18 protein-coding genes are annotated in these 21,900 nt (G+C 63.9%); 7 read left to right on the top strand and 11 right to left on the bottom strand.

Annotated elements, in window-relative coordinates; genetic code table 11:
* Positions 1 to 97 precede the first annotated feature (97 nt).
* Positions 98 to 1,018, top strand: coding sequence for a LysR substrate-binding domain-containing protein (locus AC5QPF_RS02865; protein ID WP_494961941.1), 921 nt, complete (start codon positions 98 to 100; stop codon positions 1,016 to 1,018).
* A gap of 230 nt (positions 1,019 to 1,248) precedes the next feature.
* Here AC5QPF_RS02865 and AC5QPF_RS02860 read toward each other — a convergent pair whose 3' ends face one another.
* The 9 genes from AC5QPF_RS02860 to bioB all read right to left on the bottom strand — a co-directional run bounded on the left by AC5QPF_RS02860 (position 1,249) and on the right by bioB (position 12,224).
* Positions 1,249 to 3,027 carry an acyl-CoA dehydrogenase C-terminal domain-containing protein gene (locus AC5QPF_RS02860; protein WP_494961940.1) on the bottom strand — a complete coding sequence of 593 codons (1,779 nt, stop codon included), beginning with the start codon at positions 3,025 to 3,027 and terminating at the stop codon, positions 1,249 to 1,251.
* Between the two features lie 122 nt (positions 3,028 to 3,149).
* A complete protein-coding gene (locus AC5QPF_RS02855) occupies positions 3,150 to 4,433 on the bottom strand; it encodes a diguanylate cyclase (RefSeq protein WP_494961939.1) in 1,284 nt (427 codons plus the stop codon).
* Positions 4,434 to 5,249: 816 nt separating this feature from the next.
* Positions 5,250 to 7,055: a phenylacyl-CoA dehydrogenase gene (locus tag AC5QPF_RS02850; RefSeq protein ID WP_494961938.1), complete on the bottom strand. Its 1,806-nt coding sequence runs from the start codon at positions 7,053 to 7,055 to the stop codon at positions 5,250 to 5,252.
* A 270-nt stretch (positions 7,056 to 7,325) separates the two neighbouring features.
* Entirely contained in the window at positions 7,326 to 7,622 is a 297-nt protein-coding gene (locus tag AC5QPF_RS02845) for a pyrroloquinoline quinone biosynthesis protein PqqE (protein WP_458980188.1), read from the bottom strand.
* 143 nt (positions 7,623 to 7,765) lie between these two features.
* Positions 7,766 to 8,446: a dethiobiotin synthase gene (gene bioD / locus AC5QPF_RS02840; RefSeq protein WP_494961937.1), complete on the bottom strand. Its 681-nt coding sequence runs from the start codon at positions 8,444 to 8,446 to the stop codon at positions 7,766 to 7,768.
* A 1-nt stretch (position 8,447) separates the two neighbouring features.
* Complete coding sequence (bioC, locus tag AC5QPF_RS02835; protein ID WP_494961936.1) at positions 8,448 to 9,272, bottom strand: malonyl-ACP O-methyltransferase BioC; 825 nt, start codon at positions 9,270 to 9,272, stop codon at positions 8,448 to 8,450.
* Positions 9,265 to 9,996 (bottom strand): alpha/beta fold hydrolase, encoded by a 732-nt coding sequence (locus AC5QPF_RS02830; RefSeq protein WP_494961935.1) that lies wholly within the window; start codon positions 9,994 to 9,996, stop codon positions 9,265 to 9,267. Before AC5QPF_RS02830 ends, bioC begins: the two co-directional genes overlap by 8 nt.
* Positions 9,989 to 11,161, bottom strand: a complete 1,173-nt coding sequence (bioF, locus tag AC5QPF_RS02825; protein ID WP_494961934.1) for an 8-amino-7-oxononanoate synthase — start codon at positions 11,159 to 11,161, stop codon at positions 9,989 to 9,991. The genes AC5QPF_RS02830 and bioF overlap by 8 nt, the downstream gene beginning before the upstream one ends.
* Positions 11,162 to 11,168: 7 nt before the next feature.
* Complete coding sequence (gene bioB / locus AC5QPF_RS02820) at positions 11,169 to 12,224, bottom strand: biotin synthase BioB (protein ID WP_330074327.1); 1,056 nt, start codon at positions 12,222 to 12,224, stop codon at positions 11,169 to 11,171.
* 88 nt (positions 12,225 to 12,312) lie between these two features.
* Between bioB and AC5QPF_RS02815 the strand changes: the two genes are divergently transcribed.
* The 5 genes from AC5QPF_RS02815 to rarD all read left to right on the top strand — a co-directional run bounded on the left by AC5QPF_RS02815 (position 12,313) and on the right by rarD (position 17,885).
* Positions 12,313 to 13,050 (top strand): phosphoribosyltransferase family protein, encoded by a 738-nt coding sequence (locus AC5QPF_RS02815; protein WP_494961933.1) that lies wholly within the window; start codon positions 12,313 to 12,315, stop codon positions 13,048 to 13,050.
* Between the two features lie 58 nt (positions 13,051 to 13,108).
* Entirely contained in the window at positions 13,109 to 13,873 is a 765-nt protein-coding gene (locus tag AC5QPF_RS02810; RefSeq protein WP_494961932.1) for a TOBE domain-containing protein, read from the top strand.
* 65 nt (positions 13,874 to 13,938) lie between these two features.
* Complete coding sequence (locus tag AC5QPF_RS02805) at positions 13,939 to 15,843, top strand: alkaline phosphatase PhoX (RefSeq protein ID WP_494961931.1); 1,905 nt, start codon at positions 13,939 to 13,941, stop codon at positions 15,841 to 15,843.
* 119 nt (positions 15,844 to 15,962) lie between these two features.
* Positions 15,963 to 16,937 (top strand): serine/threonine protein kinase, encoded by a 975-nt coding sequence (locus AC5QPF_RS02800; RefSeq protein ID WP_494961930.1) that lies wholly within the window; start codon positions 15,963 to 15,965, stop codon positions 16,935 to 16,937.
* Positions 16,938 to 16,997: 60 nt separating this feature from the next.
* A complete protein-coding gene (gene rarD, locus AC5QPF_RS02795) occupies positions 16,998 to 17,885 on the top strand; it encodes an EamA family transporter RarD (protein WP_494961929.1) in 888 nt (295 codons plus the stop codon).
* 226 nt (positions 17,886 to 18,111) lie between these two features.
* On the opposite strand, the gene AC5QPF_RS02790 is transcribed toward rarD, so the two are convergent.
* Complete coding sequence (locus AC5QPF_RS02790; RefSeq protein ID WP_330074321.1) at positions 18,112 to 18,630, bottom strand: glycine cleavage system transcriptional repressor; 519 nt, start codon at positions 18,628 to 18,630, stop codon at positions 18,112 to 18,114.
* A gap of 439 nt (positions 18,631 to 19,069) precedes the next feature.
* Here AC5QPF_RS02790 and AC5QPF_RS02785 point away from each other — a divergent pair, with 439 nt between their 5' ends.
* Positions 19,070 to 21,247, top strand: a complete 2,178-nt coding sequence (locus tag AC5QPF_RS02785; protein WP_494961928.1) for a malate synthase G — start codon at positions 19,070 to 19,072, stop codon at positions 21,245 to 21,247.
* A gap of 86 nt (positions 21,248 to 21,333) precedes the next feature.
* Here AC5QPF_RS02785 and AC5QPF_RS02780 read toward each other — a convergent pair whose 3' ends face one another.
* Positions 21,334 to 21,774 (bottom strand): response regulator, encoded by a 441-nt coding sequence (locus AC5QPF_RS02780; protein ID WP_494961927.1) that lies wholly within the window; start codon positions 21,772 to 21,774, stop codon positions 21,334 to 21,336.
* Positions 21,775 to 21,900 lie beyond the last annotated feature (126 nt).

Genomic DNA, 21,900 nt, shown 5'->3' with positions numbered 1-21,900 from the left:
CTCGGGCCCTGTAAACCTTGTGAATACGGGCGTAGAGTAGGCGCGACGAGCCCTTTGGGCCATTTCGTTTTTCGAGCATTTTCGATAAGTAAGTCTTATGGATTTCCGCCAACTGCGTTATTTCGTCGCGGTGTATGAAGAAGGCCACGTCGGCCGCGCCGCCGAACGCCTCTCCCTGTCCCAGCCGGCCCTGTCGCAGCAGATCCGCCAGCTGGAGCACAGCCTCGACGTCAGCCTGTTCGAACGGGGCAACAAACGCCTGCTGCCGACCCTGGCCGCGCACACCCTGTACAACCACGCCCTGCCCCTGCTCGACGGCATGCAGCGCGCCCGCGAGGCCCTGCGCAACTTCAAGGGCCAGGCCCTGCGCACCCTGGCCATCGGCGTGCTGCAGACGGTACGGCCGAGCCTGGTGCCGCAATTGCTCGACCGGGTGCGCAAGGCGCAGCCGCACCTCGTGGTGCAGATCTACGAACTGTCGGGGCTGGAGATCGAGCGTCGCCTGCTCAACGGCAGCCTGGACATCGGCATCAGCTACCTGCCGCCACGCCAACCTGGGCTACACGGCTTGCTGCTGTACGAGGACGAACTGCAGGTAGTGATCCCCCACACCCACCCGCTGCGGGAGTTCAAGAAGGTCTCGCTGAAACAGGCAGCGGAGTTGCCGATGATCCTGCTCGGCGAGGAGTTCCAGGTGCGGCAGATCTGGCAGGGGCAACTGGCCAACCTCGGCAGGCGGCCGCAGGTACAGGCAGAGATGAACAATATGGGCGGGATTCTCGACAGCCTGCCGCACACCTTGCTGGCCACGGTGCTGCCCGGCCGGGCGCAGGAGGCCTCGGAAGATCCCGAACTGCTATGGAAACCGCTGAGCGAACCGCGGGTGCCACTGAAGGTAGGCCTGGTGTTTCGCGATGCGCAGCGCCAGCAGGCCTCGATCGAGCTGCTGAGAACGTTGCTGGAGGAAGAGATCGATCCACGGCAGATGGGTGTGTCGCCGCTGGACGTGCTCGGATAAAACGCGGGCAAAAGAAAACCCCGCCGAAGCGGGGCTTTACAGACTGTTTCCCTTTGACTTCCCTTTCGTCCCGCCGTCCCGGGCAGGTCTCCTTTCGTTCCGTCCTTGTGATGTACTTTGCGCGTCCTGCGCTTCGTCCATGTAAGAAAGATTAACTGTGGATCCAATCTGAGGAAAGAGGCTAAAAGTCACCACGTCATGTAAGCAAATGCTTACATGACGCAATCACCTCAGAACTGCTCCGCATCCAGCAGATAGAGGGATTCGCTGCCGGCTTTCACCGACGCGCACAGCGACTGCAAACGCGGCAGCAGACGGGCGAAGTAGAAACGCGCGGTGCCCAGCTTGCTGGCGTAGAAGCTGTCGTCACCCTGCTTGTCCAGCGCCTTGCGCGCCATCAGCGCCCACATGTAGGCGTAGGCGGTATAGCCGAAGGCGTGCAGGTACTCGACCGACGCGGCGCCAATCTCGTTCGGGTTGCCCTTGGCGCGATCCAGGACCCAGGCGGTCAGGCTGTCCAGGTCATCCAGGGCCGCGTTCAAAGGCTTGACGAACTCACCCAGCTCGCTGCCGGCGGTGGCGGTGAAATGGCGAATCTCGTCGGCGAACAGCTTGTAGAACGCGCCGCCGCTACCGACGATCTTGCGTCCCATCAGGTCCAGGGCCTGGATGCCGTTGGTGCCTTCGTAGATCTGAGTGATGCGCACGTCGCGCACCAACTGCTCCTGACCCCATTCGCGGATGTAGCCGTGGCCACCGAAGATTTGCTGGCCATGCACGGCGGTTTCCAGGCCGAGGTCGGTGAGGAAAGCCTTGGCTACCGGAGTCAGCAGCGCTACCAGGTCTTCCGCGCGCTTGCGGGTGGTGGCGTCTTCGCTGTACTTGGCAGTGTCGAGCTGCATTGCCACGTAGGTGGAGAAGGCGCGGCCACCTTCGTTCAGCGCCTTCATGGTCAGCAGCATACGACGCACGTCCGGGTGGACGATGATCGGGTCGGCGACCTTGTCCTTGGCCTGCGGGCCGGTCGGCGAGCGGCTCTGCAGGCGGTCACGGGCGTACTCGATGGCGTTCTGATAAGAGCGCTCGGCCGAGGCCAGGCCCTGGATACCCACACCCAGGCGCTCGTAGTTCATCATGGTGAACATGGCCGCCAGGCCCTTGTTCGCCTCGCCGACCAGGTAGCCGGTGGCTTCGTCGAAGTTCATCACGCAGGTGGCAGAGGCCTGAATGCCCATCTTGTGCTCGATCGAGCCGCAGGTAGCCGGATTGCGCGCGCCCAGGCTGCCGTCAGCGTTGACCAGAATCTTCGGCACCAGGAACAGCGAAATGCCCTTCGGCCCGGCCGGGGCGTCCGGCAGCTTGGCCAGCACCAGGTGGATGATGTTCTCGGTGAGGTCGTGTTCGCCGCCGGTGATGAAGATCTTGGTCCCGCTGACCTTGTAGCTGCCGTCAGCCTGTGGCTCGGCACGGGTGCGGATGATGCCCAGGTCTGTACCGGCATGGGGCTCGGTCAGGCACATGGAACCGGCCCAGATGCCGGCATACATGTTTGGCAGGTACTTTTCCTTGAGCTCTTCACTGGCGTGGGCGTTGATCGACAGGCAGGCACCGGCGGTCAGCATCGGGTACAGGCCGAAAGCCAGGCTCGACGAGTTGACCATTTCCTCGACCTGCGCCGAGATCACCTTGGGCATGCCCATGCCGCCGTACACCGGATCGCCGCCGACACCGACCCAGCCGCCTTCGGCGTAGGTCTGGTAGGCCTCGATGAAACCGGCCGGGGTGCGCACGGCGCCGTTGTCCCAGTGGCAGCCTTCCTCGTCGGCGGCGCGGCTCAGCGGGGCGATGGTCTTGCCGGTGACCTTGCCGGCTTCTTCCAGCACCGCCATGGCGGTGTCTTCGTCCACCGCTTCGGCCAGTCCGGGCAGGGCTGCCCACAATTTCGAGACTTCGAAGACTTCGTTGAGGACGAAGCGCATATCGCGCAGCGGCGCTTTGTAGTCAGCCATGGCAACCTCTCACACCTTGAGTCGTGGGCAGTCCCGACGGGACCGGTACTAAGGTCTCGGAGTGTAACTGAACAACTTTTGCGACACATAGGGTCATCTGGAGACCGTCAAGTCACTTTCGGTCACGCCACGCGCAATGCGCCTCGCCGCTCCTTCTGCCCATGGGCCATCACGCAGTTACGCCCCGCGCCCTTGGCCGCGTACAGCGCCTGGTCCGCGGCTTTCAGCACTTCCTCGGGGGTCCGGTGTTCGACCTGGCGCTCGCAGACGCCAATACTGACGGTCACCGATACGCTACCGTTCCCCGATGTTCCGCGACGCTGGCGACCTTGCTGGTCGTCCTGCGGGCGGCTCTCCTGGTTGCGCAGCTGGATAGCGTAGTTGGCAATCATCTCGCGCACCGCTTCGAGGTGCGGAATGCACTCTTCCAGGGTCTTGCCGGCGAACACCAGGCAGAACTCCTCGCCACCATAGCGATAGGCACGCCCGCCGCCGGTGACCTTGGACAGCTTGCTGGCCACCAGGCGCAGGACCTGGTCGCCGACATCGTGGCCGTGGGTATCGTTGAATTTCTTGAAGTGGTCGACGTCGGTCATCGCCAGCACGTAGTTGCGTCCCAGGCGCTGCATGCGCTCGTTCAGCGCGCGGCGCCCCGGCAGGCCGGTGAGCTCGTCGCGGAAGGCCATCTGGTAGGCCTCGTGGGACACCGCTGCCGCGATCATCAGCATCACCTGGCTGCACATGATGTTCAGGGTGAAGGGCAGGATGAAGGTTTGCGGCAGCATCCAGAAGATGCCGATCAGGCCGGTAACCTGCGCCGCGTGCAGCGGTCGCGGCTCGCGCAGGTACTGCACGACGACGACCACGAAGGCGAGGAAGAACACCGGGTAGGACATCTGGATCAGACTCATCCACGAGCCGTGCAGCGCCGGCCAGCGAATCTCCACCAGCCAGGCCAGCGTGGCCTGCGGGTAGCTCTGCTCCATGCCCAAGGCCACGCTGCCCACGGCCAGCAGCACGGCGAAGCGCGCCACCATGTCCTGGAACAGGTGAGTACGTTCCTGCCAGGCACCAAACAGCGCAAACAGCATCGGCAGCAGCAGGCAAACCAGGTGGAACACCACTGCGGCGTCCTCGCGCACGCGGCCGTGATCGCGGAAGTAATCGGTCTGGGTGTCGAGCAGGTAGTAGGCGATGTACACGGTGATCATCAGGAACAGCTCGCGCTGTCGCCGATACACCGCGCAATAGGCACCGCCCAGCAGCAGCACCAGGGTCGGCAGGACATTGAACAGCGAAGTGAAGAACACCGACAGATCACGCACGTACGCGGCAGCCAGCCCCGAAAGCAGGAGAAACAGGCTCGGCAGGAAGTGACTCAGTCTTACAGCGGAAAAACGAAACAAGAGAGCTCTCCGATCCAGCAGATCGACAATGGCATTGTGCCTCCACTGTATCGGCAATGCACATGAATAGATAAATTTCTGGCGCCAATTTATTTAGCGGCACCAAAGGGCTGGAGCTTGAACCTAGCGACAAGCTTTAAGCTGCAAGCTCCAAGTAGAGGCAGTTCGCGGAGGCTCCGGACGTTTCACAAGGCAAAAAAAAGGTTCTTCACGGTATATCGGGAAACTTGGGGGTTGAATGTTCGGTGTCGGTGTCGGTGTCGGTGTCGGTGTCGGTGTCGGTGTCGGTGTCGGTGTCGGTGTCGGTGTCGGTGTCGGTGTCGGTGTCGGTGTCGCGAGCTTATCCATTGCGGGCGGTGACGCCACCGGCCCCTTCCGCCTTTACGGCGGGTCCATTTTGTTGCGGCAAAATGGACGAAAACCGCCCGCTCCCACAGCCGGCCCTGCGCTTCGCTCCGGGTCCCCTCCTTCCGGCGCCTTGCGTGGGCCCGCGGCCTACGACTTGCTTCGCAAGTCTTCACCTCGCGCTTCGGCTTCGCCGAAGGGTGCTGCGCACCTGCCCCCGCAAGACACCTCCACTCGGCCGGCCGAGGTCGCAATTTGCGGCGTCTGAACCTTCGCGCACCAAGAGCAAAAGCAAGAGCGCGGCGTCTTGTTATGTTGGGCTATCGATGCCGATCTTGTTTTCGAAGATGGGTCTTTCGTGTCGTCACCCGTAACTCGCGACGTCAGGCGCCGGAGCCAAAAAAAAGCCTGCCGGTGAGGGCAGGCTTGATGACGCTTTTATCTTGCAGCTTGAAACTTGTGGCTTGAAGCTCAGTAGGAAAGGCCGAAATGCTCTTCGTCCATCGCCATCAGGTTGTTCGCACCGGACAGCATGGTCGCGACATGGGTGCGGGTCCGCGGCAGGATGCGCTGGAAGTAGAAGCGCGCGGTCTGCAGCTTGGCGGTGTAGAAGGCTTCCTCGCTGGTGCCGGCAGCCAGTTTCTCGGCGGCCAGGCGGGCGATGTCGGCCCAGAAGTAGGCCAGGCAGGCGTAGCCGGAGTACATCAGGTAATCCACCGAAGCGGCACCGACTTCCTCGCGGTCCTTCATGGCGGCCATGCCGACCTTCATGGTCAGTTCGCCCCATTCCTTGTTGATCGCAGCCAGCGGCTCGACGAATTCCTTGACGGCTTCGTTGCCTTCCTGAGCCTGGCAGAACTTGTGCACGATCTTGGTGAAGCCCTTCAGCGCCTCGCCCTGGGTCATCAGCACCTTGCGACCCAGCAGGTCGAGGGCCTGGATGCCGGTGGTGCCTTCGTACAGCATGGAGATACGGCTGTCGCGCACGTTCTGCTCCATGCCCCACTCGGCGATGAAGCCGTGGCCACCGTAGATCTGCACGCCGTGGTTGGCGGCTTCGAAGCCGACTTCGGTCATGAAGGCCTTGGCGATCGGGGTCATGAAGGCCAGCAGCGCGTCGGCTTTCTTCTTCTCTTCCTCGTCCTGGCTGTACTTGACGATGTCCACCTGCTTGGCAGTGAAGTAGACCATGGCACGGTTGCCTTCGGCGAAGGCCTTCATGGTCAGCAGCATGCGACGCACGTCCGGGTGGACGATGATCGGGTCAGCGGCCTTGTCCGGTGCTTTCGGGCCGGTCAGGGAGCGCATCTGCAGGCGGTCACGGGCGTATTTCAGGCCGCCCTGGAACGCCACTTCGGCGTGGGCCAGACCTTGCAGCGCGGTACCCAAGCGAGCAGTGTTCATGAAGGTGAACATGCAGTTCAGGCCTTTGTTGGCCGGGCCGATCAGGTAGCCGGTGGCGGCGTCGAAGTTCATCACGCAGGTGGCGTTGCCGTGGATACCCATCTTGTGTTCCAGGGAACCACAGGTCACCGCGTTGCGCTCGCCCACGCCGCCTTCGGCGTTGACGTGGAACTTCGGCACGATGAACAGGGAAATGCCCTTGGTACCAGCCGGTGCGTCGGGCAGGCGGGCCAGGACGATATGGACGATGTTGTCGGCCATGTCGTGTTCACCGGCGGAGATGAAGATCTTGGTGCCGGTGATTTTGTAGGAACCGTCAGCCTGAGGTTCGGCCTTGGTGCGCAGCATGCCCAGGTCAGTACCGCAGTGTGGCTCGGTCAGGCACATGGTGCCGGTCCACTCGCCGGATACCAGCTTGGTCAGATAGGTGTGCTGCTGTTCGGCAGTGCCGTGGGCGGAAAGGGTGTTCATCGCGCCGTGGGACAGGCCCGGGTACATGCCCCAGGACCAGTTGGACTCGCCGACCATCTCGCTGATGGCCAGGCCCAGCGACTCCGGCAGGCCCTGGCCGCCATGGTCGACGTCATGGGCCAGGCTCGGCCAGCCGCCTTCGACGAACTGTTTGTAGGCTTCCTTGAAACCGGTCGGCGTCTTCACGCCCGACTCGCTCCAGGTGCAGCCTTCCAGGTCACCAACGCGGTTCAGCGGGGCCAGTACCTGTTCACAGAATTTCGCGCCCTCTTCGAGGATGGCGTCGACCATGTCCGGGGTGGCGTCCTGGCAACCCGGCAGGCTCTGATAGTGCGCTTCATAGCCGAGCAGTTCATCACGGACGAAACGAATATCACGCAAGGGGGCTTTGTATTCAGGCATAGCGATGAACCTCTGCTGATGAATCCTGGTTTGGTTAGAGAGACCACACACCGACCAGCTCTAGGCGGCTTTCGGTCAAACAGTTGTTTGAAACTTACGTTTAAGCCCGAAACTTGTCAAGCACCCTGCCGATGGCGCTTTTGCCATCGTCCATACGCGTTAGAAAGCTAGGAAAAGTCTGATAAACGCGCAGCCGAATGCCCGGCCCAATGGCCAAGGCACTGATGAATAAAGGCTAGCGGGAAAAAATGAAACCTGAGGCGTCGCGACTCAGGCGTAGGTGTCGATCAAGGTGCCGAGCATTTCGTCCGATGCTTTGGCCACTTTGACACCGAGCTCGACCTGGTGCTTGCCCATGGCCTGTTCGACGGTGGCGGTGGCCATGTCCATCTGCTGGCTGCGGTCGACGGAGCGCAGGCGCTCGGCCTGGAAGTCGCTGGACTGGCTGGTGGCGGCGCGCTCTACGGTGTTGTTGGCAATCTGGCTGGCGGCCTGGTCGACCCGCTGCTGCCCGGCTTGAATGGCGCCGAGGCCTGCATAGAAGGCGGAACTGCCCGAGATTTCCATGGCAAAACTCCAAGGTAGAGAGTGGCAATACAGTGGCCTATTGAAGCAGAGGTAGGCGGGAAATGCCCTTGAAAAACACTAATGGCAAATGGCTTCACGATAGAGAGAGGCTAGGACGCGCCCACAAGGGGCCGTGTCAGGCGCTAATCTAGAAGATCGATCTGCAGATGCTCCGCCACCGCCTCCGCCGACGCGATCTTCAGCTTCGGCACCCGCCCCAGGCACGGCGCCGGCAGGCGCTCGGCCAGGCTGGCCAGGTTCTCTTCCAGCCGTGAGGTCCGCGCATCGACGATATTGGCCACCCAGCCCGCCAGTTGCAGGCCGTCCCGGGCGATCGCCTCGGCACTGAGCAAGGCGTGATTGATGCACCCCAGACGCACCCCCACCACCAGAATCACCGGTAGTTTCAGGGCCATCGCCAGGTCCGACAGGTTGGCCTGGTGCGACAGCGGCACCCGCCAGCCGCCCGCCCCTTCGATCAGGGTGAAATCGGCGCCTTGCGCCAGCACGTCGCGCATCGGCCCGAGCAGGCTCTGCACGCTCAAATCGACGCCCGCCTCCCGCGCCGCCAGATGCGGGGCGATCGCTGGTTCGAACGCATAGGGATTGATCCGCTCATACGGCAGCTTCAGCGAACTTTGCGCCATCAGCGCCAGCGCATCGGCATTGCGCAGGCCTTTGGGCGTGACCTCGCAACCCGATGCCACCGGCTTGGCGCCGAGGGTACTGAGACCGGCCTGCTGCGCCGCATGCAGCAAGCCGGCGGCGATGGTGGTCTTGCCCACGTCAGTGTCGGTTCCGGCGATGAAATAGGCCGCGCTCATGTCACTCCCCTTCTGTCAGCGGCTTGCGCAACACCCCGTAGACCACCTGATAGGTGGCCGGCAGGCCCCGCGGCTGGCGGAATTGCTCGTAAGCCTGCAGCAGTCCCTGCATCCGCGCCCGCCCGGTGAGCCCGGCGGGTCGGCCGGGATTGAGGTTGTGCGCGCCCAGGGCTTTCAGTTCATGGGTCAGATTGCGCACATCAGGGTAGTGCAACACATGGGGTTGTGCCTCCAGGCCCAGCACATCCAGACCACTCTCGCCGCACAGGCGCTGGTAATCCTCGAAGCGCCGGAAACGGTTCACATGCACCAGACCGTCCACCGCCTCCCAGCTCGCCCGCAGTTCATGCAGGGTGCCGACGCACAGGCTGGCAAAGGCCAATACACCGCCAGGCTGCAGAACTCGCCGCGCTTCGCTCAGTACCGCGCGCAAATCCGCGCACCACTGCACCGCGAGGCTGGAGAACACCAGGTCGGCGCAGGCCTCACGCAGCGGCAGGCGTTCGGCATCGCCGGCCACGTGATGATTCGCGCCTCCGGCTTCGCGAGCATGGCGCAGCATGCCTTCGGCGATATCCACCGCAACGCCGAGGCCTTGCCCGTAGCGCACCTGCAACGCACGACTGAAATGCCCGGTGCCGCTGCCCAGGTCGACCCAGCAGCGCGGCTGAAGGTCGTGCGGCAATTGCGCCAGCAGATGGCTGCCCACCGCCCGTTGCAACTCGGCGACGCTGTCGTAGCTGGCAGCGGCGCGGGAGAACGACGCGGCCACCTGGCGCTTGTCAGGCAAGGCGCCAGGCAGGCCTGGTTGGGAAAGATCAGTCATCACCACTCTCATGCAGGAAGGTCTTGATACTGGCGGCCAGCTCTTGCGGGTACTCGAGGATGAAGGCGTGGGACGCACCTTCGACCAGCCCCACCTCGACATCCGGCAGCCATTCGCTCAGGGCCCGGGCCGCCTCGGCCGGGACCAGTTCGTCGGCACCGGCGAACAGGTGCAACTGCGGGCCTCCGTAGGCTTGCAGCGCCGCGCGGGTGTCGAGACGGCCCAGCACTTCCAGGCCTTTCACCAGCAGCACCGGATCGGTATCGGGAACGCCGACACCCAGTTGCCGGATCAGGCTGCGCGGCTCCTGCGCGCCTTCGCTGCACAGCGACTTGAAGCGCTTGAGGGTCACCGCGGTATGGCTGCGGCAGCCGTCGACGAAGGTTTCGAAGGTGTCGGCGGGCATGCCGTCCGGCCAGTCGGCGCGAGCGACGAAGCTGAGGTTGCTGCCGAAGGTCAGCAGGCCGCAGCAGTGATCGCCACGTCGCGCTGCCAGCTCGGCGGCGAGCATGCCGCCCAGCGACCAGCCACCGAGCCAGGTGTCCCGTGGCAGGCGCCGATCCAGCTCGTCGAGCCAGGCCTGAGGATCATCGCTGACCAGATCCGGCAGCCTCGCGAGTTCGACTTTCAGTCCGGCATCCTGTGCCCGCAGACTTGCTGCCAGCGGTTCCAGCGCCGCGCAGCCCAGGCCCCAGCCCGGCAGAAGAATCAGGTGGTTACGCATCGACAGGCTCCAACAGCGGATAGCACTCGGCCAATGCATTCAACAATAGCTGGACCTGCGTCGCGCTGTGGGCGGCGGTCAGTGTCACGCGCAGACGCGCGCTACCCGCAGGTACGGTCGGCGGGCGAATTGCGGTGACCAGCACCCCGCGCTCGCGCAACATCCGCGACAGTTGCATCGCGCGCCCGGCATCCCCGATCACGATCGGCTGGATCGGCGTGAAGCTGTCCATCAATTCCAGTCCGATGGCCTCGGCGCCGGTACGGAACTGGGCGATCAAGGCCGCCAGGTGTTCACGTCGCCAATGCTCGTCGCGCAACAGTTGCAGGCTTTTCAGGGTGGCGCAGGCGAGCGCCGGCGGCTGACTGGTGGTGTAGATGTAAGGGCGGGCGAACTGCACCAGGCTTTCGATCAGTTCTTCGCTGCCAGCGACGAAGGCGCCTGCGGTACCAAACGCCTTGCCCAGGGTGCCGACCAGCACCGGCACGTCATCCACGCCCAGACCGAAGTGCTCTGCCACGCCGCCGCCATTGCGACCCAGGGTGCCGAAGCCATGGGCATCGTCCACCATCACCCAGGCGTCCCTGGCCCGGGCACGCTCGACCAGTTGTGGCAAGTCGGCGATATCGCCGTCCATGCTGAACACCCCATCGGTGACCACCAGGGTATTGCCCTCGGCCTTGTCCAGGCGCTTGCCGAGGCTGTCGGCGTCGTTGTGCAGGTAGCGGTTGAAACGCGCGCCGCTGAGCAGGCCAGCATCCAGTAGCGACGCGTGGTTGAGGCGGTCCTGCAGCACCGTGTCGCCCTGCCCCACCAGCGCGGTGACGGCGCCGAGGTTGGCCATGTAGCCGGTGGTGAACAGCAGTGCCCGCGGACGGCCGGTGAATTCGGCCAGGGCCTCTTCAAGCTCGTGATGCGGCGTGCTGTGACCGACTACCAGGTGCGATGCACCACCGCCGACACCCCAACGCTCGGCACCGGCGCGCCAGGCGGCGATCACCTCGGGATGGTTGGCCAGGCCCAGGTAGTCGTTGCTGCAGAACGCCAGCAGCGCCTCCCCGTCCACCACCACCTCGGGCCCCTGCGGGCTCTGCAGCAGCGGGCGCTGGCGATACAGGTCAGCGGCGCGCCTCTCGTCGAGGCGCGCGCGAAGATCGAAGCTCATGGAAACCTCAGGCCGACGCGTTGTAGAACAGCTCGCTGCTCTTCTGCTCGATCAGCGCCTGCTCGATGGCCGCCTGGTGCACTTCGTCGGCATGCTCCTCGCGGGCCTCGGGCTTGATGCCGAGGCGGGCGAACAGTTGCATGTCCTTGTCGGCCTGCGGGTTGGCAGTGGTCAGCAGCTTTTCGCCATAGAAGATCGAGTTGGCCCCGGCCATGAAGGCCAGCGCCTGCATCTGCTCGTTCATCTGCTCGCGACCGGCGGACAGGCGCACATGGGACTGCGGCATGAGGATCCGCGCCACCGCGAGCATGCGGATGAAGTCGAACGGATCGACGTCCTCGGCGTTTTCCAGCGGCGTGCCGGCAACCTTGACCAGCATGTTGATCGGCACCGACTCCGGGTGCTCCGGCAGGTTGGCCAGCTGGATCAGCAGGCCGGCGCGGTCGTCCAGCGACTCGCCCATGCCGAGGATGCCGCCGGAGCAGATCTTCATTCCGGCGTCACGCACATATGCCAAGGTCTGCAGGCGCTCGCTGTAGGTGCGGGTGGTGATGATGCTGCCGTAGAACTCCGGCGAGGTGTCGAGGTTGTGGTTGTAGTAGTCCAGGCCCGCTTCGGCCAGGGCCTGGGTCTGCTCCTGGTCGAGACGGCCGAGGGTCATGCAGGTTTCCAGGCCCATGGCCTTGACCCCTTTGACCATCTCCAGCACGTAGGGCATGTCCTTGGCCGACGGGTGCTTCCACGCTGCGCCCATGCAGAAACGGGTGGAACCGATGGCCTTGGCCCGCGCGGCTTCCTCCAGCACTTTCTGCACTTCCATCAGCTTCTGCTTGTCCAGGCCGGTGTTGTAGTGGCCGGACTGCGGACAGTACTTGCAGTCTTCCGGGCAGGCGCCGGTCTTGATCGACAGCAGGGTCGATACCTGGACGCGGTTGGGGTCGAAATGCGCGCGATGCACCAGCTGCGCCTGAAACAGCAGGTCGTTGAAGGGCTGCTGGAACAGGGCTTTGACTTCGGCGAGGGACCAGTCGTGACGAAGCGTTGCAGTTGTGCTGGCGCTCATGGGCGTTTCCTTGTTTAGGCTTGTACTTGCGCCGGGATCGGATTGCCCGCAGCGCCTCACGGATAGTCCGCATAGTTAAGGAAGCCTTATGCACTGTCAACCTCACAACAAACCAACAGTCGACATCTGCTCAAATAACAACCAATCCTGCTTGCTCTGTGATGAGCCCGCCGGACAGGCCCATCCACTTTGCGTCCCCTGCGAAAGCGAATTGCCCTGGCTCGACGAAGGTTGCCGCCTGTGCGCCCTGCCCTTGCCGATGAGCGGCTTGCTATGTGGCCAGTGCGCACGTCGGCGCCCCGCGTTTCGGCAAGTCGAAGCGCCCTGGCACTATGGCTTTCCAGTCGATGTGCTGATCACCCGCTTCAAGCACCAGCGCCAGTGGCCACTGGGCCGGCTGCTGGCGCAAATGCTTGGCAACTGGCTGGCGCACCGCTTCAACGAAGGCCTGCCGCGCCCGGCCTTGCTCTTGCCGGTACCCATGGCTACGCGCCGCCTGCGCCAACGCGGCTACAACCAGGCAGCGATGCTGGCTGAATGGCTCGCCACGCAACTCGCAATCCCCTGCGCCGCAAACCTGCTCAGCCGCCTGCGAGACACCCCGGCGCAGCAGGAGCTGGACGCCCGCGCCCGCCGACGCAACCTCAAGGACGCCTTCGCCCTGGCCGATCCCGCCGCCATCAATGGCCTTCATGTGGCACTGGTGGATGACGTCCTGACCACCGGCACCACCGCTCAGGTCCTGGCCCGCCTGCTGCGCGACAGCGGTGCCGAGCAGGTCGATGTCTACTGCCTGGCACGCACCCCGCGGCCCGGCAATGCTTGACTTGGCGCGCAGGGGCGGGCACTTTCCTGCCGATCATCGTCAGCTTTCGTACCGCCCCATGCCCTTGCCCGCACCCCTGACCCAGCACATCGTCCGACGTCCGCAACGCATCGCCCTGTTGCAGCACATTGATGAGCAAGGCTCCATCACCCGTGCCGCGAAAGCCGCCGGCATGAGCTACAAAGCCGCGTGGGACGCCATCGACGAACTCAACAACCTGGCCGCGCGTCCGCTGGTGGAACGCAGCACCGGTGGTCGCGGCGGTGGTGGTGCCCGTCTGTCGGATGAAGGGCGACGGGTGCTGCGCCTGTATCAGCGCCTGCAGATCCTCCAGGCGCAGATCCTCGAAGAGGCCGAGGACAGCAGCGACCTCGATCTGCTCGGCCGCCTGATGCTGCGCACCAGCGCACGCAACCAGCTGCACGGGCGGGTCAGCGCGATCCATCCACAGGGGCGCAACGACACCATCGAGCTGACCCTGGCCGGTGGCCTGCGCATCGAGGCGCAGATCACCCACGACAGCACCCATCGCCTGGAACTGGAACAGGGCACAGCGGTGGTCGCGCTGATCAAGGCCGGCTGGCTGGAACTGGCGACCGTCGGCTCGCCGGTGCCGCCAGGCACCAACAGCCTGGATGCGGAAATCGAGGAATTGCAGGACGATCCCGAGGGGCCCAGCGAACTGCGCCTGACCCTGCACAGCGGACAGATACTCTGCGCCTTTGCCGAACCGGAGTGGCTGAAGACCCACGGTCTTGGCGTAGGAAATGTGGTACAGGTCCGCTTCCTGCCAACCTACGTGCTTCTCGGAACGCCCGTCTGATTTTCGCCACAAAACTGTCATAGGCGCTGAATTAAGGTGACGGGCAAAACCGCCGGAAGCCTGTCATGAACCTATTAGAAGAAAACCAGCCGACCGATCTCGAGCAGATGGTCGGCCTCAGCCGTCGCCGCTTCATCGGTGCCGGCGCCTTGTGTGGTGCAGCGCTGTTCCTGGGTGGCAACCTGCTCAGCCGCAGTGTCTTGGCCGACAGCGTGAGCGCGGCCAGCGGTGGCCTGCTCGGCTTCACCGGTATTGCCTCCTCCACCGCCGACGGCATCAGCCTGCCGCCGGGCTACAAGGCCTCGGTGCTGATCAGCTGGGGCCAGCCGTTGCATGCCGACTCCCCGGCCTTCGACCCGTCCGGCAAGGGCACGGCCAAAGCCCAGGAAGTGCAGTTCGGCGACAACAACGACGGCATGAGCCTGTTCCCCTTCCCCGGCGATGAAAACCGGGCGCTGATGGCGATCAACAACGAATACACGAATTACCGCTACCTGTTCGACCACGGCGGCGCACCGGCCAATGCCGAAGACGTGCACAAGGCCCAGGCCGCCGAAGGCGTGTCGGTGATCGAAGTGCAGCGCAAGGATGGCCAGTGGCAGTTTGTCCAGGGCTCGAAGTACAACCGGCGCATCCACGGCAACACGCCGATGCGCATCGGCGGCCCGGCCGCCGGTGACGCCTGGCTGCGCACCGCCGCCGACAGCAGTGGCAGCAAGGTTCTCGGCACCTTCCAGAACTGCGCCAACGGCAAGACCCCGTGGGGCACCTACCTGACCTGCGAAGAGAACTTCACCGACTGCTTCGGCAGCAGCGATGCGCAGCAAGCCTTCGATGCCGGACAGAAGCGCTACGGTGCTTCGGTGGCCGGCAAGGAAGTCAACTGGCACCAGCACGACCCACGCTTCGACCTGGCCAAGAACCCCAACGAACTGAACCGCCATGGCTGGGTGGTGGAGATCGACCCGTTCGACCCGAAATCCACGCCGATCAAGCGCACCGCCCTCGGCCGCTTCAAGCACGAGAACGCCGCCCTCGGCGAAACCCGTGACGGCCGCGCGGTGGTGTACATGGGCGATGACGAGCGTGGCGAGTTCATCTACAAGTTCGTCAGCCGCGATCGCATCGACCACAAGAACCCCACCGCCAACCGCAGCCTGCTGGACCATGGCACCCTGTACGTGGCGCGCTTCGACGAGGGCGACGGCAACCCGGGCCATCCAAAGGGCAAGGGCCGGTGGCTGGAACTGACCCACGGCAAGAACGGCCTCAATGCTGCCGCCGGCTTCGCCAATCAGGCGCAGGTGCTGATCCACGCGCGTCTGGCAGCGAGTCATCTCAAGGCCACGCGCATGGACCGGCCGGAGTGGATCGTGGTCAGCCCGAAGGATGGCCAGATCTATTGCACCCTGACCAACAACGTCAAGCGTGGCGAGGAAGGCCAGCCGGTGGGCGGTCCGAACCCGCGGGAGAAGAACGTCTACGGGCAGATTCTGCGCTGGCGCGAGACGGGGGACGATCATGCGTCGATGAGTTTCGACTGGGACCTGTTCGTGGTCGCAGGCAATCCGCAAGTGCATCCGGGCGCGCCGAAAGGCGGTTCGGACAACGTCACCGCACAGAACATGTTCAACAGCCCCGATGGCCTCGGCTTTGACCCGGACGGGCGGCTGTGGATCCTGACCGATGGCGACTACAGCAATGCCGGGGACTTTGCCGGTATGGGCAACAACCAGATGCTCTGCGCCGATCCGGCGACCGGTGAGATCCGCCGCTTCATGGTCGGGCCGGTAGCTTGCGAGGTGACCGGGATCGCTTTCGCGCCGGACCAGAAGACCCTGTTCGTGGGCATCCAGCACCCGGGTGAAACCGGCGGCTCGACCTTCCCCGAGCATCTGCCGAATGGCAAGCCACGCTCTTCGGTGATGGCGATCACCCGTGAGGACGGCGGCATCATCGGCGCGGCCTGAGCTGGCAAGCGAAATAACGTGTGGGAGCGAGCTTGCTCGCTCCCACAAGGTTTTTATCAACCTCTGCGGTAACATGCCCGAACGATGCGGCCCTCTCGCCGCACAGCCGGAGCCCGAGCATGTCCCACCCCTTCGATTCCCTCACCCCCGACCTGGTCCTCGATGCCATCGAAAGCCAGGACCTGCTCAGCGACGCCCGCGTCCTTGCCCTCAACAGCTACGAGAACCGCGTCTACCAGGTCGGCATCGAAGGCGCCGAGCCGGTGATCGCCAAGTTCTACCGCCCCGACCGCTGGACCGACGCAGCGATCCTCGAAGAACACGCCTTCACCGCCGAACTCGCCGACTGCGAAGTCCCCGTGGTGGCCCCGCTGCTGCACAACGGCAAGACCCTGTTCGAACATGCCGGCTTCCGCTTCGCACTGTTCCCCCGTCGCGGTGGCCGCGCTCCGGAGCCGGGCAACCTCGACCAGCTCTACCGTCTCGGCCAACTCCTCGGCCGCCTGCACGCGGTGGGTGCCAGCCGCCCCTTCGAACACCGCGAACACCTGGCTGTGGACAACTTCGGCCACGCCTCCCTGGCCACCCTGCTCGACGGCAACTTCATCCCGAAAAGCCTGCTGCCCGCCTTCGAATCCGTGGCCCGCGACCTGCTCAAGCGCATCGAAGCGATCTACGCCCGCACCCCGCACCAGACCATCCGCCTGCACGGCGACTGCCACCCCGGCAACATGATGTGTCGCGACGAAGTGTTCCATCTCGTCGACCTCGACGACTGCCGCATGGGTCCTGCCGTGCAAGACCTGTGGATGATGCTCGCCGGCAGCCGCGAGGAACGCCTCGGCCAATTGGCGGAACTGATGGACGGCTACAACGAATTCCACGACTTCGACCCGCGCCAGCTGGCCCTGATCGAGCCCCTGCGCGGCCTGCGCCTGCTGCACTACAGCGCCTGGCTGGCTCGGCGCTGGGACGACCCGGCATTCCCCCGCAGCTTCCCCTGGTTCGGCCAGGAACGCTATTGGGGCGACCAGATCCTCGCCCTGCGCGAGCAATGCGCCGCACTGGATGAAGCCCCCCTGAAATTGTTCTAGAAGCAAGCGGCAGCCTGTCTACAATAGCCGCGCATTTAGCTAGCTAAGCAAGGATCCATAATGACTGCCGCAAACCCGCGCCGCGGGTACATTCTCGGCCTGACCGCCTACATCATCTGGGGCCTGTTCCCCATCTACTTCAAAATGCTGCAAAGCGTGCCGGCGGTGGAGATCATCGTCCACCGGGTGCTCTGGTCGGCGCTGTTCGGCTCGCTGCTGTTGCTGGTATGGAAGCACCCAGGCTGGTGGCGCGAGCTGCGTGACAACCCGCGGCGCCTGGCGGTCCTCGCCCTCAGCGGCCTGCTGATCGCCTTCAACTGGCTGACCTACGTCTGGGCCGTGAACAACGACCGCATGCTCGAAGCCAGCCTCGGCTACTACATCAACCCGCTGGTCAACGTGCTGCTGGGCATGCTCCTGCTCGGCGAGCGTCTGCGTCGCCTGCAATGGATCGCCGTGGGCCTGGCGGCACTGGGCGTGGCCCAGCAGGTGTGGCAAGTGGGCAGCCTGCCCTGGGTTTCGCTGGCCCTGGCCCTGAGCTTCGGCTTTTATGGATTGATCCGCAAACAGGCACCGGTGGCGGCGCTGCCCGGTCTGGTCGTGGAAACCTGGATGCTGGTGCCCATCGCCCTCGCCTGGCTGTTGCTCAACCCGGCTGCAAGCAGCGCCCAACCGGAGTTCTACACCACCAGCCAGGCCCTCTGGCTGATAGCCGCAGGCCCGGTGACCCTGGTCCCGCTGGTGAGCTTCAACGCCGCCGCGCGCCACCTGCCCTATACCACCCTGGGCTTCCTGCAATACCTGGCGCCGACCCTGGTGCTGCTGCAGGCAGTGCTGCTATTCGGCGAGCACCTGTCGAGCGCCACGCTGGTGGCGTTCATGTTCATCTGGGCCGGCCTGGCCCTCTACAGCGTCGATGCCTGGCTCAGCCTGCGCAAACGCGCCTGATCAATAATTGATCAAACCTCTGCAGGCCACGTATTTCGTGGCCTGCAGCGACCTCTCCCAAGGTTATCCACACCCTCATCCCCGCCCTTTGTGCACAAGCTCCTGATTTCTGGCGATTTTTTGCTCAATCGCCGGAAAGCCACGGTTTATCTGACCTGGCGCGGTATCTCCCCAGCTTGTCCACAGGGCGGTCCCCGTTAAAACGGGATAAGTGCATTGGGGATAACTACTCTTCCGGACGCAGTTCCAGCTCCACCATCAGGTCATCGGCGAGGTCTTCGAGGCGGGCTTGCAGGGTGTCCAGCGACAGGGTCAACGGTACCGCCAGCAAGGCATCGGCGTGAAACAGCGGTTCGCTGCTCATTGGCGCCGGACGCACGTCGGTGCTCAAGCGCTCGACGTTGACCCCCTGCTCGGCCAACAGACGGGTAATATCGCGGACGATCCCGGGACGATCATTACCCACCAGGCTCATGGCGATCGGCTTCCAGGTGCAGGACGGCTCGATGCCGCTCTCCGCGATCAGCACACGGATGCCACTCTCACCCAGCGCCTGCAGCGCATCGACCAGTTCGTCATGGGATTCGGCCGGCACCGCGACCCGCAGGATCCCGGCGAACTGCCCGGCCATCCGCGACATGCGGCTCTCCAGCCAGTTGCCGTTGTGATTGGCGATGGTCTGGGCGATACGCTCGACCTGGCCGGCCTTGTCGGCGGCGATGACGGTGAGGACAAGATGATTCACGCGGACGACCCTCTGCTGGAAAACCCGTGGAACCCCCATGGCAGTGGGGCGTCGGGAAAGTATAGGCAAGGCGCGGCAACCTGCCGCAGGCGCTTCGAAAATCAAATCGTGTACTGTTTTAAGATTTATCTGGAACAATCCACCTGTTTTTTGCGAACATACGCCGTCCCAGCGTGACCCTGATGCGACCAAACGGTCGCGAAACGACGTATTTAGTCTGATTTTCACATGCGCAGCGCATCATGTAGTATGCCGCGGCGTGGACTACAAAACGTCCCGATCCGATGTCTGCCAAGCGCCTGTGAAAACGCGCACCGCCCGCCGGCCCGTCTGACGGGCCGCATCCAGCCGTCCGTCAGGACAAGAACTGGTGCCGTGTTTAGAGAAGCGCGTAAGGCGTAAATAGAAAGCGAAATAGCTGAGCAGAGTGAGGCAAGCAATGACTGAACACGTTCAAGTCGGTGGCCTTCAGGTCGCCAAAGTCCTGTTCGACTTCGTGAACAACGAAGCCATTCCCGGAACCGGCGTCAGCGTCGAACAGTTCTGGGCAGGCGCGGAAAAGATCATCAACGACCTCGCTCCAAAGAACAAAGCCCTGCTGAGCAAACGCGACACCCTGCAAGCGCAGATCGATGCCTGGCACCAGGCGCGCAAGGGCCAGGCACACGATGCCGTGGCCTACAAGGCATTCCTCCAGGAAATTGGTTATCTGCTGCCAGAAGCGTCGGATTTCCAGCTGTCCACCCAGAACGTCGATGACGAGATCGCCCGCGTGGCCGGCCCGCAGCTGGTGGTCCCGGTGATGAACGCACGCTTCGCCCTGAACGCCTCGAACGCCCGCTGGGGCTCGCTGTACGACGCACTGTACGGCACCGACGCCATCAGCGAAGAAGGCGGCGCCGAGAAGGGCAAGGGCTACAACAAGGTCCGCGGCGACAAGGTCATCGCCTTCGCCCGCGCCTTCCTCGACGAGTCCGCGCCACTGGCCGCCGGCTCCCATGTCGACGCCACCCGCTACAGCATCGACGGCGGCAAGCTGGTCGTCGCCCTCAAGGGCGGCAGCAACAGCGGCCTGCGTGACGACGCGCAACTGATCGGCTTCCAGGGCCAGGCTTCCGAGCCGACCGGCATCCTGCTCAAGCACAACGGCCTGCACTTCGAAATCCAGATCGACGCTACCACCCCGGTCGGCCAGACCGACGCCGCCGGCGTGAAGGACATCCTGGTCGAAGCCGCGCTGACCACCATCATGGACTGCGAAGACTCCGTCGCTGCCGTGGACGCTGACGACAAGGTCGTGGTCTACCGCAACTGGCTGGGCCTGATGAAGGGCGACCTGGCGGAAAGCGTGAGCAAGAACGGCCAGACCTTCACCCGCACCATGAACCCGGACCGCGAGTACACCGCACCAAACGGCGGCACCGTCACCCTGCACGGTCGTTCGCTGCTGTTCGTGCGCAACGTCGGTCACCTGATGACCATCGACGCAATCCTCGACAAGGATGGCAACGAAGTGCCGGAAGGCATCCTCGACGGCCTGGTCACCAACCTCGCGGCGATGCACAACCTCAACGGCAACACCACCCGCAAGAACACCCGTACCGGCTCGGTGTACATCGTCAAGCCGAAGATGCACGGCCCGGAAGAAGCGGCGTTCACCAACGAGCTGTTCGGCCGCATCGAAGACATGCTGGGCCTGCCGCACAACACCCTGAAAGTCGGGATCATGGACGAGGAGCGCCGTACCACGGTCAACCTCAAGGCCTGCATCAAGGCAGCCAGCGAGCGCGTGGTGTTCATCAACACCGGCTTCCTCGACCGTACCGGTGACGAGATCCACACCTCCATGGAAGCCGGCGCCATGGTGCGCAAGGGCACCATGAAGACCCAGAAATGGATCGGCGCCTACGAGAACTCCAACGTCGACATCGGCCTGGCCTGTGGCCTGCAGGGCCGTGCGCAGATCGGCAAGGGCATGTGGGCCATGCCTGACCTGATGGCGGCGATGCTGGAACAGAAGATCGCCCACCCGCAGGCCGGTGCCAACACCGCCTGGGTACCGTCGCCGACTGCTGCCGCGCTGCACGTGCTGCACTACCACAAGGTCAACGTCCAGGAGCGCCAGGCCGAGCTGGCCAAGCGCGCGCCGGCTTCGGTCGACGACATCCTGACCATCCCGCTGGCACCGGACACCAACTGGTCCGCCGACGAGATCCGCAACGAGCTGGACAACAACGCCCAGGGCATCCTTGGCTATGTGGTGCGCTGGATCGACCAGGGCGTGGGTTGCTCGAAGGTGCCGGACATCAACGATGTCGGCCTGATGGAAGACCGCGCCACCCTGCGTATCTCCGCCCAGTTGCTGGCCAACTGGCTGCGTCATGGCGTGGTGAGCGAGGCCCAGGTGCTGGAAAGCCTGAAGCGCATGGCGCCGGTGGTGGACAAGCAGAACGCCAACGACCCGCTGTACCGCCCGATGGCACCAGACTTCGACAGCAACATCGCCTTCCAGGCGGCGGTCGAGCTGGTGGTCGAGGGTGCGAAGCAGCCGAACGGCTACACCGAGCCGGTGCTGCATCGTCGTCGTCGCGAGTACAAGGCGCGTAACGGCCTGTAATACTCGGCGTCTGCAATTGGGACCGCTTTGCGGTCCTTCGCGAGCAAGCTCGCGAAGGGCTGCGAAGCAGCCTCAACACTGTCACCTCAAATCCCCAGTTCCCTGCGCACCAACGGCATCAACTTCTCCACATCGATCGGCTTGAGCATGAAATCCACCACGCTCAAATGCATCGCCGTGATCGCATCCTGCACTTCCGCATCCCCGGAAATGATGATGATCGGCAACTCCGCCCGCTCCGACCCGCGCACCTTGCCAATCAGCTCCAACCCATCGAACGGTCCCATCCTCAGATCCGTGATCAACAAGCCGATGCGCCGGTCCCGCAGGATGGTCTGCAACGCTTCGCGTGCGTCGGTCAGCGCCAGACTCTCGATGCCCTCGGCCTCAAGGTACTGGGCCAGCAGTTCGCTGGCGTCCTCGTCGTCATCGACAATCAGCACTTTCTGAGGCAGGACGGGAGGCGCAGTCACCTGCGCAAGCGCCTCACGCTCGGCATCACTCAATAATTCGTCGTGGTCAGACATCGGTATCCCATCGCTCCGGAGCCTGCAAAAGGCTCGCTCAATCAAGTTCAGACCGCAATCCAAGGCCTTGCAACCTGCATTTCGTCGGCGTCCTAGACTTACGTCCAATGGGCACCCCGTTGTCCG

The organism is Pseudomonas sp. Con_6 (genome assembly GCF_059379395.1).
The sequence above is the reverse complement of the archived record's forward strand: the minus strand, read 5'-3'. Positions and strand labels throughout refer to the sequence as shown.